Genomic DNA, 15,697 nt, shown 5'->3' with positions numbered 1-15,697 from the left:
AAGTCCGCGTGACGTGCAACCCGGGCCGGCACATCTGCAGCGCGATCATGTCCGCACGCGGGAGCCAATCTCGGTCCGCGCAAATTGTGATTTGGACAGCTTTTTCGGCCGAACGCGGCATCGATCCGCCATTGTGCGAACGCTCTTGAAAATGCCAAGCGTGTTAATGCCGCTCGAGCTCAAATCCCCGACGCACGGCGCATCATCGGGCACCTCTGCTGGTTGAAGGTCATCGCTCACTTCGTCGCTAAAACGCTCGGAACTCCCCCCGAGCTACCCACGAACGCCGTTCGTTCTTGTGCATCATGTAGTTCTACGCTTGAAGAGCCACGTCGTCGCTGCCACGGTGCCGCTGCACCAAAAGTATCGCCCGCCATCGAAGCGCCCTCCTCCATCTCGGCGACGGCCTGCGCGCGGTCCTCGTCGGCTGCGGAATCCCCGGTATCTCGACCCATGGGCGCGAGCCATCAGGCATGGAGATGCGCGCTTGTCATACCCCACCGCGCCACGCGACCGTTCCCGTTCGCTTGCGCATCACGTCACCTTCTTCGTTGGTCGATGCCCCTGCGTTACGAAGATACGCGGCGGCGAGCTGCTCTGCATCTCCCGCCGGGATGGGGGTACGGAACCGGTCGGCGTCGCGCGCCCTCGCCCATTGAAGCCGGAGCGCTCGGCAAGGTGGAGCATCCAAACGTCGCGCGGTACCTGGCGCACGGCGTGGCGAACGAAGGCTCCCCCTACGTCGCTCGCCCAATATCCCGGGCGGTTACATCTACTTCAACCCCCCCGCAGCAGCAAAGCGCAGCCGTCAATGTCACGACCAACGACACCCGCGTGCCGCTCTCGAACGATCCGAGTAAATTGCTGTCACTCGGCAACACGTCGTAACCGTCGCGAGGTGAGGCGAATTGCCGCTTGGGTTCGTGCGCCCATTCGCCCTCCTTCGCGCGCGCTTCCGAGGTCGGCGCACCTGCCTAGTTGCAGGTGCCCGTGCCCCCGTTCTCGCGGATATCGACCGTGCCTTGGTAGCCATGACTCTGCAGCGACGTGGCAATGGCGGTGGGTTGGCACGGCGGCAAGACGGGGTTTTGCCGGACGATCAAACGGCCACGGGTGCTCGTTCCTTTTCCAAGTGACGTGAGGTGCGAGAGCCCGTCGGTGCGGGTCAGCGCAGCGTTGTTTTCGATCGATAGATCGATGCCGACCGAACTTAGAGCATCGAAGCCATCCAGATTTGGAAGCGCCGCGCAGTCACTCACGGTGAGAGACCCGCCGACCGAGGTCAACGCCCGCAGACCGAGGTTGGTCAGAGAGCTCTCTCGGATCTCGAGATCGTAGTTGACGCGGGTGAGGGCGCGCAGATCTTCGAGTGAGGTGATGGCGTTTCCGATGATGAAGAGGCCGGATTGCGCTTCGGCGAGCGCATCGAGCCCGTCGAGCTTCGTCAGCACCGGATTGTCGCGCAAGTAAAAATACGACGCGGCCGACGTCAGCCCATGCAGACCATCGAGGTGCGTCAGCTTGGGGTTCTTGGAAATGGAAAATGACGAACCGAGGTAGGTGAGCGCATTCAAACCGCCAATCTCGGTCAGGGCGGCATTCCCTTCGATTTGGCTCGTATAGGACATGCCCCGCACGCCCTCGATTCGAGCAAGTTTCTCGAGACCCCGCAGGCTACGGAGATCCGTGGTGCCGCGCACGTTGAGGATCCCCACGGAGGTCAGACTATCCAGCCCGCTCAGGTCCGACAACCCTCCTCCCGAAATCGACAGCTCGCCTTTGACCGTGGTCAGGTGCTCGAGCCCTCGAAGATTTGCGAATCCAACATTTCCCCGGAGTCGCATGTTCTCGCCTTTGACCGTGGTCAAACCGCGCAACCCCTCGAGCGAACGCAGCGCCGGCAAGTCGAAGAGCTCCAGGCGACTGCCGATCGTCTCGATGCTGCTCAGATCGAGCAAGGTCAGTTGGGGGCTCCCCCCGATGGAAATGTCCTCACGGACCGCGGTAACCTGTTTGAACGCCTCGAGGCGGGTCAGCCCATTGGACCAAACACGCAAACCGCCGAGCTCGCGCACGCTGGCGAAAGCCGGTAGGGCCGCGAGCGCAGGATTGTCCGTAAACGTGGCCGTGCTACCTATCTTGGTCAGCGCCGGCATGTCATCGATCTCGGCCAACACGTCATTGTTCGACACATCGAGCAATCCATGAATTTCCTTCAGCGCAGGGAAGCCGCCCACGTGCAGCAGCTTCTTTTCGCCGATGATGGAGAGCGCCATGACGCGCGTCAGGGATCTCGGACCGATCCATTCGGTGGCCCCATTGAACCGAATCTGGAGCACGATGCCGACGGTTTGCAGTGACGGGAACCCATCGATCCGAGTGAGAGCAGCATTTCCGGCGATCTCCAGGTTGGTGCCAACGCTCGTCAGCGCATCGAGGCCGTTCAGCGACGTGAGCTGGGGATTGTACCCCACGTACAGCTCGTAACCGACGCTGGCGAGCTTCTCGAGACCGCCCAGTGAGCTCAATGCGTCATTTCCGCGCACCGACATATCGTAACCGACGCTCGTCAGCGACTCCAAGCCGTGGAGTGAGCGCAAATCAGGGTTCTGCTCGATGATGAGCGAGCTCTCAATCCGCTGCAAGCGGCTCAGGGGAGCCAGATCCGTCACGCCTGCGAGCGAGCTGATTCGGAGTGAGCCCGCGATGGTGGTGCAGCGCGAGAGCGCTTCGAGCTGCGCGCGGGTCGTGACGGTCTGACTGGGGCACTTGGGGCCGAGGTAGTTCGCGTCGACGACGGTGCTGCGCACATAGTTCTTTTTGCACGCCAGCGCTCGGACCGTGGTGTCGCTCGTGAAAATGTCCGGGAATGTGCCGCCCTCGAGGATGGGGCTGTAGCAATTCGGTCTGGCACCGTCGAGCCGATAATGAATCTCCGCCCCGTGCGTGGTGGTGGTGACCTTCACCCGTCTCGTTGGATCGATGACGCCTGGCGGGGGATCGAACGTCGGAGCGGCCGCGGTCAAGGTGTAGTCGGCATAGGTCTCCGAGGACGTGTCCATGCCGCTCTTGCATGCGATCGCACGAATTCGTTGGCCGGTCGCGGTCACCTCCGCCGGAACGCTCGCCGCGTCGCGCGTGGAGCCACCACCGCACTGGCCCGCGTCGCACACCGGCAAAGAGCCGTCGAGCGTGTAGCAGATGGTCGCGCCCTCGGTCTGGCTCGAGAGGCTGACGGTGACGTCATTCGAAAAGTCGCCCGAGCCGGGCACGAATTCGACCGGCGCCACGGTTCCCATCGGAATGTCCACGAAGTACGTGACCGACTGAACCCCGGAGGGTTGCCATCCCGATTTGAACGCGATGGCTTTGATGGTCATCGTTCGGGCAATGGCGACGGGCCCAACGTAAGCCGGAGAGGTCGCATCGGGCGTGGTGCCATCCACCGTGTAGCGAATGGTCGCGCCGGCGGTGGCGGTGGCGAGGGAAATGTTTCGTGCCGCGGTGAAGGCCCCCTGGGGTGGGTCGAACTGCGGCGTGGCGACGACGCCGGGCTCGTCCGACACGTCGGACACGTCCTCGCCCGTCGACCCCGTCGCGTCGGGATCGGTGCCGCCGCATCCCGCCACGCCCACCATGCCCGCTACGGCAAAGCACGCCGCCATGGCAAGGATTGCCCTCGTCTGCACATCTCGCATTTCGGTCCATCCACGCCACGCCATATCCGACCCTCCGATTTCAGGACGAGCCGCCCACGCGCACGGCTCATTGGTTAATCGGGTTCGTCGGTTGCGATCCGTCACGCTCGTTCACGAAAATCCGAACCCGTGATGACGGACCGGCGCTCATCGCCCCAAACATGGGAGAGGCCTCCTGATCCGCAGGGGGTTCGTGGATCGATGCACGCGGCACGCCACATTCTGGCGTGTTGCTCGGAGGGTGAATGGCGATGAGGTTGCGTCATGCTTCGTGGTTCGGGTTGTATGCCCTGGTCGCATGCTCGTCGCAGGATGCCGGCGACGCAAAGGTGCATCGATCGCCCAGCGTGGGCAGCGATGCGGGATCCGAGGGCGACTCAGGATCCGGGGCCGACGCGGGACCCGAAACCGACGCGGGTACCCCCGACAGTGGCCAACCGGATGCGGGGCCACCGGGGCGATTGACGCCTTCCAATCTCCCTGCCGATATCTGCGACAGCCCGGGCACCAAAGATCTGATTGTGCCCGGCGATCCGCTCGGCACGTGCGACATCATCGTCGCTCAGGGAAATGGCTTCCCCGACATTTGCGTCTACAAGTTCGACACCGTGGTCATCGGTGCAGTAATGGGATTTTCCGAGCGCCGAGCGGTGGCGATCGTCGCAACGAACACGCTCACCGTGACGAATGCCGGCGGAATCGATGTATCCGCCCGCGACGTCTTCTTCAATGGCAGCGGTGCCCCCGATCCGCGAGGCGCCGGGTTCTCAGGCGGCGGGGCCGGGCACGTTACCCGGGGCGGCGGAAGTGGGGGAGCCGCGTATGCCTCGAGCGGACCCCAGCTCTCCGCGGGAGCGCGAGGAGGAAATGGTTCGAGCGCCTCGGGCCGTCCCCCCGTCGACGGTGGCGCCGGCGGCGGCGCGGTCCAATTGGTCTCCTGCGGCCGTCTGGACATTCATGGCCCGATCGAGTCTAACGGCACCTACGGCAGGTCGACCGCCTCCAATGGAACCGGGGGCGCAGGCGGTGGCAGCGGTGGGATGATCTTGCTCGAAGCCGCGCAGATTTTCATGCAGGGCGCCAGCCTTCGCGCTCTCGGCGGTAACGGGGGCAGCGGTGCCGACTATCGCCCGGGCTCGGACCTCGGCCGCGGCGGCAAGGGCGGTACGGGTTCTTCGCTACCCGAAGCCGGCGGCGGGTCCGGACCTTTTTACGGCCCCGGTGGCGGCGGTGGTTCGATCGGGCGCATCGTGATCAACCTTCCCCAAGGGGTGCCACCGCCCGTCGTCAACGCCGATCCGCCCGCGGTGTTCGGCGTCGTCGCGACGCATTGAGCCGCAAGCTCACGTATCGGCGGCAGGGCGGGCTGCGAGCGATGCATTCAGCGGTGAATGGATGCCCGTAACGGCAAGAACGGTATTGGCGGTGGCTCCGAGCGCTCCGGTATGAAAAATGGCACTCGGTCCATCATGCTGACCGATGATGCCCAGCGACGGTGGGGCCAAGAGAAGGCCGCCGAATCCCATGGTCGAAACGAGAAGATTGAACGTGCGGGTAACGTCGGTACGGGCATCCGCATCGCGCTCGATCGCAACGAGAAGGCCTCGAAGGACGGCGGAACGCCTTTCTTCGAGGACTCCCGAGCGCCCCGTGCCCTGTAAACTCGACGAAGAAGAGGCGCTGCGCGTGCTCGCGATGCTTGCAAGGATTCGAGCTTCGATAACCCCGCTGCTCTCGCGCGGCCCTCTGGTTGTGCGCGAAGGTGTTCTTGCTGGAGCCCCGCGCCGTCGTTTATCCGCGCAGCGAACCGATGCCGCCGCCGGTCCCAGGGCATCGGCTCCTATGCACCGCGTACGCCTTCGCCCGTCGCGTGCGATCCAACTTGTACGGGCTCTGGCTCGGACTCCTCGTCCTCCATGCCCGCCGCGCGTTCGAGCAGGTCCAGCCCTTGCGCCATCGCCATCCGACTGACGGAGGTTCGCGTCACGAAGAGCCCCGGGCGCTCCATCCGTCGAGCAACGGCGTCCGCACGGAGGAGCCATTCGGGCGCCACACGAAGCGCGATCTGAATCGATTCTTCCCTCCCCGGCCGCGGCATGCGTACCCATTCTGCGATGGTCACACCAAATTCCAAGCCTATTCGCAGCGCTTGAGCTCAATACGGGAAGGCCGTGCGTGCTCGCGATCCTTGCAACGATTCGACCTTCGATGAACCCGCTGCTTTCGAGCAGCCCTCAAGCGGCGCGGGAAAGCGTTCTTGTGGACGATTCGCGACGGCTCTGCGTGTAACACACCTACCACGAAGCTCACGGCTGGGCTTTTGGGTCGCGTGTTTGATCGCCTATTTTTCCTTGAGCCGGGCGTGCACTCGCCGGAGCACATCATCACCTTCGCGGTCGCGCGCTTCCAAGGACACCATCGCGGGAAAGTCGTCGAACACCAATATCACGCGATGTTCGTCGATAACGATATCCCATAATCGAGCGTCGACTGCGTCCATAGTGCCCACCCTTGTTCCACCGATGCGCTCCAACAGCGCGGCAGCAAACGAAGGGAAGTCTTCCCACGAGACCTTTTCAGAGAGATTTATGCAGAGATGTCCAGATGCCATCGTCGTCAAAGCGAGAGCATCGTATTCCCCGCGCAAAGCTTCAGAGTCCAAGCTCCTCCGGGCCGTGCGGCCCCTTCGATGATTTGTTCCCAGGTTTCCTGCCGCTCGAAGTTGGTCCGCGGACGGTCCGAGCGGGTCGCCGTATTTTACCAAATTTCTTTGCTCGAATGCCGAGCTCCCCCGCGGTGCTCGCCGACACCGTCAAGCGCCTCCTGGCGGCATACGAGCCGGCGTTTCGGCTCGCCCTCCACGAAGCGCGCGAAGCCGACGAATCGGCGCGGGCCGCGTGGTCCGTCGCGGAGCGGATTGCGCGCGCGATCGATGCGGAGCTGCCGAGCGCGAACGGCTACAAGGGAACCGACCACGAGCCGGTACCCGTTTACGGCGGCCCTCGGTCGATCTTTTCGTTGCAGATCCACCGCGGCAGCGTGGAGCAACCCGCGAAGGTCAGCTTCGGCGTGCGCGGCCTCGACGAACAAGAGGCGCTGCGCGTGCTCGCGATGCTTGCAACGATTCGACCTTCGATGAACCCCCTGCTCTCGCGCGGCCCACAAGCGGCACAGGAAAGCGTTCTCGTGGACGCTTCGCGACGGCTCGCCGCATAGCACGCCGCCACAGGAACGAGATGCTGCGCGGAGAAGATTTACGGAGGACGCGGTGCGAGCAGCGTTGTTGACGCCAATCGCGCCCGCAGACCCAAGTGCAGGGCCCGGCACAAGGATCCCGGCAGGGTCGAAGAAAAGTGCGCGATCGCCTTGCCTAGCTACTTCCAACATTCTAGAAGTAAGGCGTGGCCTCGAAGTTGGAACATCACGCCGAGCAGCTTGGAGCCTTGGGACACCCCGTGCGCCTTGCCATCCTCCGCTTCGTCGTGCAGGCGGGGCCCGAGGGCGCGTCCGCCGGAGAAATTCAGGGGCACGTCGATCTTCCGGCGTCGACCTTGAGCCATCACCTGAAACGCCTCGTGGACGCGGGGGTCGTGCAGACCCGCGGCGAGGGTACATTCCACTACTACTCGGCCAATTACGAGGCGCTTCGCAAGCTCACGGCGTACCTATGGGAGGATTGCTGCAAAAACGGCGGCAAGGGCTCCTGCTGCTGATCCCCGGTTTTTTTTGGCCATCTACTTCGAATTATTTGGAAGAAGGAGACGAAGACCATGAACATCCTCAAGCCGCACGTGTCGCTCAACGTTTCGAACATCGATGCCTCGGTCGCGTTTTACGAGCGCGCCTTCGGGGTGAAGGCCACCAAGCGCCGGCCCGGTTATGCCAAGTTCGACTTGGCGGCGCCGGCGCTCAACCTCACGATGCAAGAGGCTCCTAGGACGGGCGTGAACGCATCCCATTTCGGCGTGCAGGTCGGGAGCACCGAAGATGTCGCCGTGGCGTGGTCGCGGTTCAAGCAGGCGGGGCTCGAGACCTTCACGGAGGGAAATACCGCGTGCTGCTACGCCATGCAGGACAAGGTCTGGATACGCGATCCCGACGGGAACCATTGGGAGGTCTTCGTGGTGACAGGCGACGCGGCCACGATGGGACAGGGCCCGGAGCAGCTCCAGAGCGCGGCGTGCACGCCGGCGGCGGGCGCTAACGACGCCAGCACGCGCGGCACTTGCTGCGGCTGATCCATGTCCGCGTCGCCCCGCGGCCTCGCCCGCAAGCTGTCGTCCCTCGACCGTTATCTCACGTTCTGGATCTTCGCGGCGATGATCGCCGGCGTAACGCTTGGATTCTTCGTTCCCGGGATCAACGAGGCGGTCGGGCGGATGAGCGTCGGCACGACGTCGATCCCGATCGCGGTGGGTCTCATCTTGATGATGTATCCACCGCTCGCCAAAGTACGCTACGAGGAGCTCGGGAAGGTCCTTCGCGCCCCACGGGTGTAGCTGCTCTCGCTCCTGCAGAACTGGATCATCGAGCCGCTCGTCATGTTCGGGCTCGCCGTGGTGTTCTTGCACGACAAGCCGGACTACATGCTCGGCCTGATCTTGATCGGCCTCGCCCGATGCATCGCCATGGTCATCGTTTGGAATGACCTGGCCAAAGGCGATAGAGAATACGGTGCCGGTCTCGTGGCGCTCAACTCGGTTTTTTAGATCATTTTCTTCCCCATCTACGCCTACGTCTTTGCGACGGTGCTTCCGAGCTGGCTCGGTCTCCGCAGCGCCGTCGTCGACATCACCATCGGCGAGGCGGCCAAGAGCGTAGCCGTCTACCTCGGCATCCCGTTCGCGGCGGGGATCGTCACCGCCGGCTTCTGATGAAGGCGAAGGGAGGTGCGTGGTACGAGTCGCGGTTCGTGCCGCGCATCAGCCCATCACGCTGGTGGCGCTGCTGCTCACGATCGTGGTGATGTTGTCATTGAAAGGTGTTGGCGATCCGAGGATATCGCGCGAATTTGGGTGATGAAATCGGATGAAGCGATTAGGGTGCAGGAATTTGAGCGTAGAAATCTGCGCAAAGAAAGGCGCGCTACGGACGGGCGAGGCCGCGCTGCTTGGACGTTCGGGCGACAAGTGTAAACGGCAGAATAAATCCGCAGATTTTTGACTCCTCGAGTCGCGCGAGAGAATCGAGCAGTCGCACCCCGACAGCCTTTCAATTAGAAAGCGGGTTCCCGAACTGGCAGCACAAAAATTGGAGGCCTCGTTGCCGCGGAGCCTCCCCATCGAGCGGGCGTCAACGTGGTGCCGGCTGGAACCTGCAGGGGTCAACTGCTACTATATCCAACGAAAACGATCCAACTCCCGGGCGTTAGCCGTTTCGGCGCATCGGATCGCGTGGAGCGTTTCGTCGAGTACCTTCGCATCAACCAAAGGCTCCGGCGTCACCAGCGAACGAAAGGCGCCCACGTGCCGCAACACTTCGGCGCACGCGTGCTCGGCATGCTCTCGTATCCGACGCTCGAGCCGTTCGCACAACGTCGAATCGATTCGGCCTATAGCAACCGAAATCCTACCTTTATGACCCTCAGCCTGATTCGCGGGCTCGAGGCTCGCACTCCGGCACCATGATTGCTCGATAATGCGGTCGTAGAGAGCATACATGTAATCCCGAAAATGATGCTGCATCTCGAGAACGAGCTCCCCGTCTCTGGGAGGGCGCATTCTACACACGGCATCGGCGCGTACCGTTCGCACCTCCCCGAGGAGTCCTTCCCGAAGCGCGATGTGCTCAATCAGACTATTCCACGGTGCACCGTCTCGCTCGAAAGCGCGGATGGCATCCCCGAGATACAGCAACAAGTCCTCGCCAACGCGCGCGACGAGCTCCGGGCGCCTGCGCCATGCACCATCGTAAAACATTCCATCGTCGCCAACCAGCACCGGCAAGAGCCTAACACCGGCGATGGGGAGGCGCCAATCGCGGGGCGCGCGATGCCCCGCGCGCCAACATGCAGCGCGCACCGCCGCCAAAGGGCCTTCACCCACGTCACGCACGGTAATCTCCTTCCAGCGCTCCGCAAGATCGTCGAACCGGTCGCCGGTCGAAGACGGCGTCAGCGCGTCGATGACGAACGCCGGCAACCACTCGAGCTCGAGTCGTCGCCGTGGGGTAGTCCGTGGCCCGGCGCGAGAATGCTTCGCTGGGCCGCACGCGTGCAGTTGACAAACTCAAACGCCACCGCGTGATATCAAGAAGCCAGTACCAAAAACGAATGCGCTTCGCAAAAAGTAATCACGTATCTACGGCAGGGCTGTTGGCTGAATCACACAAGAAGGGACCTTGAAGCGGCTGCATCTTGGGCCCCTCGGAGCGCACCCCGAGAAGTTTTCAGAGCGCCCCCAGCCCGAACGTAGGCGCTTGGACGCTCGCTCGCATGACGCGCTTTTCTCGTCTTGTGATTACCGCGACCAAGCACGATGCGTGACCGGAAGCACGGGACCATCATCATACCGGCGACCTAGTGCCTGATGAAATCTGCCCGCGCGGCTAGCTCCATTACGGCGCCGTCGGTCCGGACATTGCCTGAACGGCGGCGCGGAGAACGCGTTCTTTCTCGTCGCGCGAATACCGCGACCACGCGGAATGTGTGATCGGCAAAACTGGACCATCATACGGGCGGACCGGCGTCCAAGATCTCATCTCCCTTGAACCGCACGAGGGACATGGGGCTCGTCTTCCGATCAAGTACTGAGTGCCATCCGGTGCAGGGTCGCAGGCAGCTCCGAATACAGCTTGTAGAATATCGGAACTGTCGACCTTACCTTGATACGCTCCGAGAGACTCGAGCATACGATCTACTTCCACGTATACGGGGTCTTCCATCGCGGAAAGAAGGGCTGGCTCTGAAGAGTTCTCTCCCCTCATCACAAACTTCCCGTATTCGAGTGTCGTTGGTGATTCGAATTGCCAGCCGCAATTGGCACAGGTGTATTTGTAAAAAACGAGACTCATGTCGCTGGGCTTATCATTCGTGGTGTCAGGATTTGGTTATAATCATCGAGGATGGCCAAATTGGTTCCTCCGCTGGCTCGTTCGGACGGATATCGGATGGTGTTGTAGCCGGCCTCCTTTGCGCGTGGTCCTAAGGCTCTCGTTTCGGAAGAAATTTCTCCCCCATGGTATCCCCATTCCTTCGCCACATGCGGATCTGTTAAATCCAGGATGCGCGTCGCACGGTGGTCTACGGAAAAACGGATACCATGCGTTGTGCTCATTTCATGATGCGCTACTTCCGCGAAGGCCGTGCCGGGTTCTTCAGCCACATAGAATGCCTTACCAAATCGACTCTCCGGGTTGAAGAATCTCTTGTCAATACCGCATAGAACACCTTGCCCCGCTCCCGGGCTCGTCACCAAGTGGAAGACCTCATCCGCGACCTTCGGTCGCGCAGACGACTCTTGCTCCGGCCGATCCTCGTCGTTGTTCGGATCCCGGTTGCCATCGCCGCAGCCCAGCCCCCGCAAGTCCACGTATCGGAGAGGGTTCCCGTCGGCATACGCATGCAGATTGAGCCCGCCGCGGATACCATCGGGATCGCTCTCCACGTACCGCCCGAGCTCCGGGCTGTAGTACCGAAACCGGTTGTAATGCAGCCGCGTCGCCGCATCGAAGTAGTGCCCCGGCCAGCGTACCGGCTGGTGGAAATCCGCACCGACCTCGACGTGCGCGAGCCCGTACGCCTCGTACCAGGCGCGCCACACGACGGCGCCGGCGTCGTCTTGGATCAACTCCGGCGCGCCGAGGTGGTTCGCCAGGATGACGTAGCGCTTCCCGCTCTCCAGCTCCGCGTCCCCACTCGCGTAGTCAACGAACATGAAGGGCGCGAAGGCGAGCTCGTCGGCATAGATGTACACGCGAAGGCGCTTGTCCGGCAGAATCTCCGCGACGAGGCGGTCCGAGTCCCAATAAAACGACGTCGTTGCCCCGTTGTGCGTGGTCTCGATGCGGCGGCCGAGGACATCGTAGCGTGCCGACCACACGCCAACCCCGGGCCCGTGCAGGACGACGAGCTGATCGCGCGCATCGCGGCGAAGATGGACCGTGCCGTTCGGCGTGTACACGGCTGCGACGTGGTGGCGGTGGTCGTATTCGAAGCGGTTGCCGTTGGCGTCGTGGAGGCGGTGCTCGTCCAGGGTGACGCCGCGAAGACCCGGAGCTTCGAAGAGGTCTCCGCCGCGCGTGTGCTTGAAGGCGCGGCTCGCGCCGTCGGGGAGCAGCTCGCCCACGAGCCGGTGCGCAGCGTCGTACGTGAATGAGCGGCGGCCGCGCAGGCTGTCTCGAATGGCGAGAACGTCACCCTCTTCGGAACGTTCGTATGTGCGCTTCCAGAGGCCCCCGGCCACCATCGCCATCTTGGAAAGGCAGTAGCCGTCGGGGTGGTAGTGGCTGATCTCCGTGACCCGGTTCGAGGTCGTCCTGCGGATGACGCCACCGTGGCACCGTTGGATGGTGTGCTTGGCGCCAGTTGGATCGACGATTCCGAGCGTGTTTTCGCTCGTCCACGTGTAGCGCGTCACGAATTGCTCGAGCACGCGCATCTCGGCGAGCTTCGCGCCCAAGAACCGGCACCGAACGCCGACCCCATTGCGTTCATCGCAAACGCGGGCGCCTACCAAATTGTACGCGAACGCGTATTCGTCGCGCTTGCCGTCCGGGGCCTCGGCGCTCGCCGATTGGAGCTGCCGTGCAGCCGTGTAGCGCAGCTCGTGCCGCTCGCCGTTTGCGAGCGTGCGCACGACGTGCCGGCCCTCGTCTTTGCGCTCGTAGCGCACGAGCACGTTGCCGTTTGCGTCGACTTTCTCCGCGAGCTCGCCGGCGGCGTCGTACGTGTACGATTCGCGCACACCGCCGTGCCGCCGAACTTCCGAGAGGCGATTGCGCAGGTCGTAGGCGTACCCGTGGACCGTCCCGCCCGCATCCGTCACGCGCGCGAGCTGTTCGCGCTTCGTGTGCTCGAACGAGGTGCGCGATCCGAGCGGATCGATCATCTCACGCAGATGGTTCCACGAGCCGAAGGACCGATGCCACGTGGCCCCATCGAAGTCCGTGAAGCGCGTCCAATAGCCGTTGTTGTCGTAGTGCCACGTGCGCCGCGCCGTTGTGCCCGCGCGCTCCACGCGCAGCCGCAAGCCGTGCACGTCACGTACGGTCGTCTCCTTCCAGCGCTCCGCGAGATCGTCGAATCGGTCACCGGTCGAAGGCGGCGTTAGCGCATCGATGACGAACGCCGGCAACCACTCGAGCTCGAGTTGTCGCCGTGAGGGCAGACCATAGCCCGCGGGAAGGACGCCCCCGTACTCCCATTCCCGCGCCGTGGTCGGTACGTGATGCGGCGGCGGGCGCGGGCGCTCCTGATCCATCGGCCAGAGTTGACCGACTGAGTCGCGTCGGCCGATGGCCTCCCCGGTCGGATCCCGTACGATCGTGAAGACGCGCCCCAGCTCGTCGGTCTCGCGCGCGAGCTGCCCGTCGTCGCCGAGCTCCGTTCGTGGGCGACAGCATGCCCTTGCGCGACGTATTTCGGGCGCTCCGAAAGGTAGCTCCTTTGTCGTTACAGAAGCCGCGCCCGCCCGCATCGAGGAACGAATTGCCGCACGGTCCCGAGATGCGGTCTTGTTGCCGGACGGCGACCCTCACGCGGAGGTCGAGGCCTCCTCGGGGGGCCGGACCGATCGAAAACCGCGGTAGAGGAGAACGTCGTAGCCGATTTTCATCAGCGCGCCGGCCACGAGCGGCGCGGTCAGCGAGGATCGCTGCATCAACACGCCGGCAACGAGCGGCGCGACGGCCCATCCTGCCATGCGCACGAGGTTCGTCATCCCCGAGGCCACCGCACGCTCCTCGGGCCGGACGAGCGCCATCACGTACGACTGACGCGTGGGCACGTCCATTTCGACGAGCCCTTCGCGCACGAGAAAGAGCGCCGCCGCGACGGGAAAGGAAGGTGCGATGGCGACGGTGAGAAGGAGAAAGCTCGACGGCAGGTGCGTGAGCACCATGGTGTTCACCAAGCCGATGCGCCGCGCGAGCATGGCGGCTCCGACGTGCGACAGTGCATTCGCCACCCGCGCCGCAAAGAACAATACGGCGACGATGGCTTGGCTCGCCCCGAAGCGTTCGAAGAAGAAATACGAAAGCAACGCCGTGGTCAAGAAGCCGCCACCCAAGCTGTCGAGCGCGAACAGCGCCGAGATGCGCACCAGGACACGGCGCGTCTGGGGCGAGAGCGCCGCCGCCTTCTCGGTGCCCCCCGCGCGGAGCGACGAGAGCCGCGTGTAAAGAGCGAGGCTCAGCACCGCACATGCGACGTAGACCCCGAGAGTCACCCGATACGCGTCCATCGGTGACAGCGCGCTCGCGCGCTCGAGGAGCGCCGGGAGGCCGCCAAGCAAGGCACCAAGGGCGTGCCCCACGTCCTGCAGCACGTTGTACCAGGCGAAGGTCCGGGTGCGCTGCGAGTCTGTGGTCGTCGCCGGCAAGGCGGCCTGTTCGAGCGCGAGGGCGCCACCGCGATCCCGACCGGCGCCATTGAGCATCCCCAGAAATGCAGCCGCCGTGATGATGACGGCCGACGATGCCACGGCGGTAACGAGCGCGCCAGCGGTCCACGAGACCCCGAGGACGATCAACGCGACCTTACGATCGACACGGCCCGCGAGGATCGTTACCCCGAGCAGCGCCGCGGCATTTCCCGCAAGTCCCGCCGCCACGACATAACCCACGTTCTCGACGCGGAAGCCAAGGCTGGCCAGATGCGCCGCAAGCACGACGGCCACCATGCCCGTCGCAAGGGCACGAAGGAACGCGGTCGCATAGAGAATCGAACGATCGACCATCGGGCGCTCCAGGTCGCATCAACCATCGATTTGCATGAAACGAGGGTCATGCCGGCATCGAGGGACGTCCGGCAGGCTTACGTGCCGCGCTTGCGGCGGAAGAGCTCGAGCAGAGCGCCGAACATGCGCCCACCGAGCTCGATGCGTGCTTCGTCCTCCCGCTCGGAGACGGCGATGCCCGCGATGAGCGCGGCCACGCCGGGCGCTTCGGTGCGAGCGAATTTGCCGTCTTTCACGTCGATGTCGTGAACGATCTCCGCGATGGCCGAAAGACCCGGCTCCCGGATCTCGAACTGGTCGAGCAAGGTTTCGAAGGTGCACGCGTCACCCACGTGGGTGAATTCGCCTTCGTACATGTCGAAGGTGACCTCGCCGTTTTTGGCGCGGTAGCCTTGGCCGGCAACGAACGCAAAGCGCGCGCCTTCGTCGATGAAGCGCCGAATGAGCCACGCGCTCGCGATGCGATCGACGTGGACGTTCTTGCGCGTGACCCAGGTGCGCCCTTGGTACGCGTCGCGACGCGGGCGGGGCTCCTCCTCGGGCGGCGGCTTTTCGCCTCGCCGAAGGCGCTTCTCGAGCGCGGCGATGGCGGATTCCGCGGACTCGCGCCCGGAGGCCGCGAAAAAGTCGATCGTCAGAATTTCGCTGGCGCGCTTGCGCAAGCGCACGAGATCCGCTTCGAGCGCGGGCCGGCGCTCGTCGTCACGCCCGAGGCGCGTGGGCAACTCGGACGTGATTTGCCGTGCCTCCTCGGCGAGCTGCATGTAATCGGCGTCGCGGGCCGCGTGGAAGAGCGCTTCGATTTGGTCATCGCGGAGCCCCTCCACGAACGTGGCCTTGCACAAGGTCGCGTCGCCGCCGTCGCTGGCGATCTCACGCGCGACCCATTGCAGATCCTCGTGTGTCTGCTCGTTCAGGGGCAGGACGTAGACGGAGTTTTTGATGGCGACCGCGCCGAGCCGCGCCAACCGCCTGCCGACCTTGGCCCGGAAGTAGGCGGGCTTGGGCGGGATTTGGTGGATCAAAAGCAGCCATCGCGGCTCATCGGGCTCGTCGTGCATGTGCCTTCTCTACACCACTCGTGCATGTGCTTTCAGTCTACCA

At 63.7% G+C, this 15,697-nt stretch carries 12 protein-coding genes and 1 pseudogene; 6 read left to right on the top strand and 7 right to left on the bottom strand.

Going from position 1 to position 15,697, the window contains the following annotated elements; all coding sequences use genetic code 11:
• Positions 1-974: 974 nt before the first annotated feature.
• Positions 975-3,665 carry a chitobiase/beta-hexosaminidase C-terminal domain-containing protein gene (locus LZC94_19820; protein ID WXB19465.1) on the bottom strand — a complete coding sequence of 897 codons (2,691 nt, stop codon included), beginning with the start codon at positions 3,663-3,665 and terminating at the stop codon, positions 975-977.
• Positions 3,666-3,949: 284 nt separating this feature from the next.
• Between LZC94_19820 and LZC94_19815 the strand changes: the two genes are divergently transcribed.
• Complete coding sequence (locus tag LZC94_19815) at positions 3,950-5,032, top strand: hypothetical protein (protein WXB19464.1); 1,083 nt, start codon at positions 3,950-3,952, stop codon at positions 5,030-5,032.
• Positions 5,033-5,167: 135 nt separating this feature from the next.
• The gene (locus LZC94_19810; protein ID WXB19463.1) at positions 5,168-5,359 is read left to right on the top strand and encodes a hypothetical protein; all 192 of its coding nucleotides are present in this window, start codon (positions 5,168-5,170) and stop codon (positions 5,357-5,359) included.
• Positions 5,360-5,538: 179 nt separating this feature from the next.
• On the opposite strand, the gene LZC94_19805 is transcribed toward LZC94_19810, so the two are convergent.
• Positions 5,539-5,820 (bottom strand): hypothetical protein, encoded by a 282-nt coding sequence (locus tag LZC94_19805; protein WXB19462.1) that lies wholly within the window; start codon positions 5,818-5,820, stop codon positions 5,539-5,541.
• Between the two features lie 219 nt (positions 5,821-6,039).
• A complete protein-coding gene (locus LZC94_19800; GenBank protein WXB19461.1) occupies positions 6,040-6,309 on the bottom strand; it encodes a DUF3630 family protein in 270 nt (89 codons plus the stop codon).
• 167 nt (positions 6,310-6,476) lie between these two features.
• Here LZC94_19800 and LZC94_19795 point away from each other — a divergent pair, with 167 nt between their 5' ends.
• The 4 genes and pseudogenes from LZC94_19795 (at position 6,477) to arsB (ending at position 8,681) form a co-directional block, all read left to right on the top strand.
• Complete coding sequence (locus tag LZC94_19795; protein ID WXB19460.1) at positions 6,477-6,914, top strand: hypothetical protein; 438 nt, start codon at positions 6,477-6,479, stop codon at positions 6,912-6,914.
• Positions 6,915-7,099: 185 nt separating this feature from the next.
• Positions 7,100-7,411 carry a metalloregulator ArsR/SmtB family transcription factor gene (locus tag LZC94_19790; GenBank protein ID WXB19459.1) on the top strand — a complete coding sequence of 104 codons (312 nt, stop codon included), beginning with the start codon at positions 7,100-7,102 and terminating at the stop codon, positions 7,409-7,411.
• Positions 7,412-7,468: 57 nt separating this feature from the next.
• The gene (locus LZC94_19785) at positions 7,469-7,936 is read left to right on the top strand and encodes a VOC family protein (protein WXB19458.1); all 468 of its coding nucleotides are present in this window, start codon (positions 7,469-7,471) and stop codon (positions 7,934-7,936) included.
• Positions 7,937-7,939: 3 nt separating this feature from the next.
• Positions 7,940-8,681, top strand: a pseudogene (gene arsB, locus LZC94_19780) (ACR3 family arsenite efflux transporter).
• Positions 8,682-9,031: 350 nt separating this feature from the next.
• On the opposite strand, the gene LZC94_19775 reads toward arsB, so the two are convergent.
• From LZC94_19775 to LZC94_19760, 4 genes are all read right to left on the bottom strand, one after another.
• The gene (locus LZC94_19775; protein ID WXB19457.1) at positions 9,032-9,838 is read right to left on the bottom strand and encodes a hypothetical protein; all 807 of its coding nucleotides are present in this window, start codon (positions 9,836-9,838) and stop codon (positions 9,032-9,034) included.
• A gap of 867 nt (positions 9,839-10,705) precedes the next feature.
• The gene (locus tag LZC94_19770; protein ID WXB19456.1) at positions 10,706-13,117 is read right to left on the bottom strand and encodes an RES domain-containing protein; all 2,412 of its coding nucleotides are present in this window, start codon (positions 13,115-13,117) and stop codon (positions 10,706-10,708) included.
• 273 nt (positions 13,118-13,390) lie between these two features.
• Positions 13,391-14,593, bottom strand: a complete 1,203-nt coding sequence (locus tag LZC94_19765) for an MFS transporter (protein ID WXB19455.1) — start codon at positions 14,591-14,593, stop codon at positions 13,391-13,393.
• A gap of 77 nt (positions 14,594-14,670) precedes the next feature.
• Entirely contained in the window at positions 14,671-15,654 is a 984-nt protein-coding gene (locus LZC94_19760) for a chromate resistance protein (GenBank protein WXB19454.1), read from the bottom strand.
• Between the last annotated feature and the right edge of the window lie 43 nt (positions 15,655-15,697).

It is taken from the genome of Sorangiineae bacterium MSr11954, assembly GCA_037157815.1.
GTDB classification, from domain to species: Bacteria; Myxococcota_A; Polyangia; order Polyangiales; family Polyangiaceae; genus Pendulispora; species Pendulispora albinea.
This window is presented reverse-complemented; position numbering and strand designations above follow the sequence as displayed.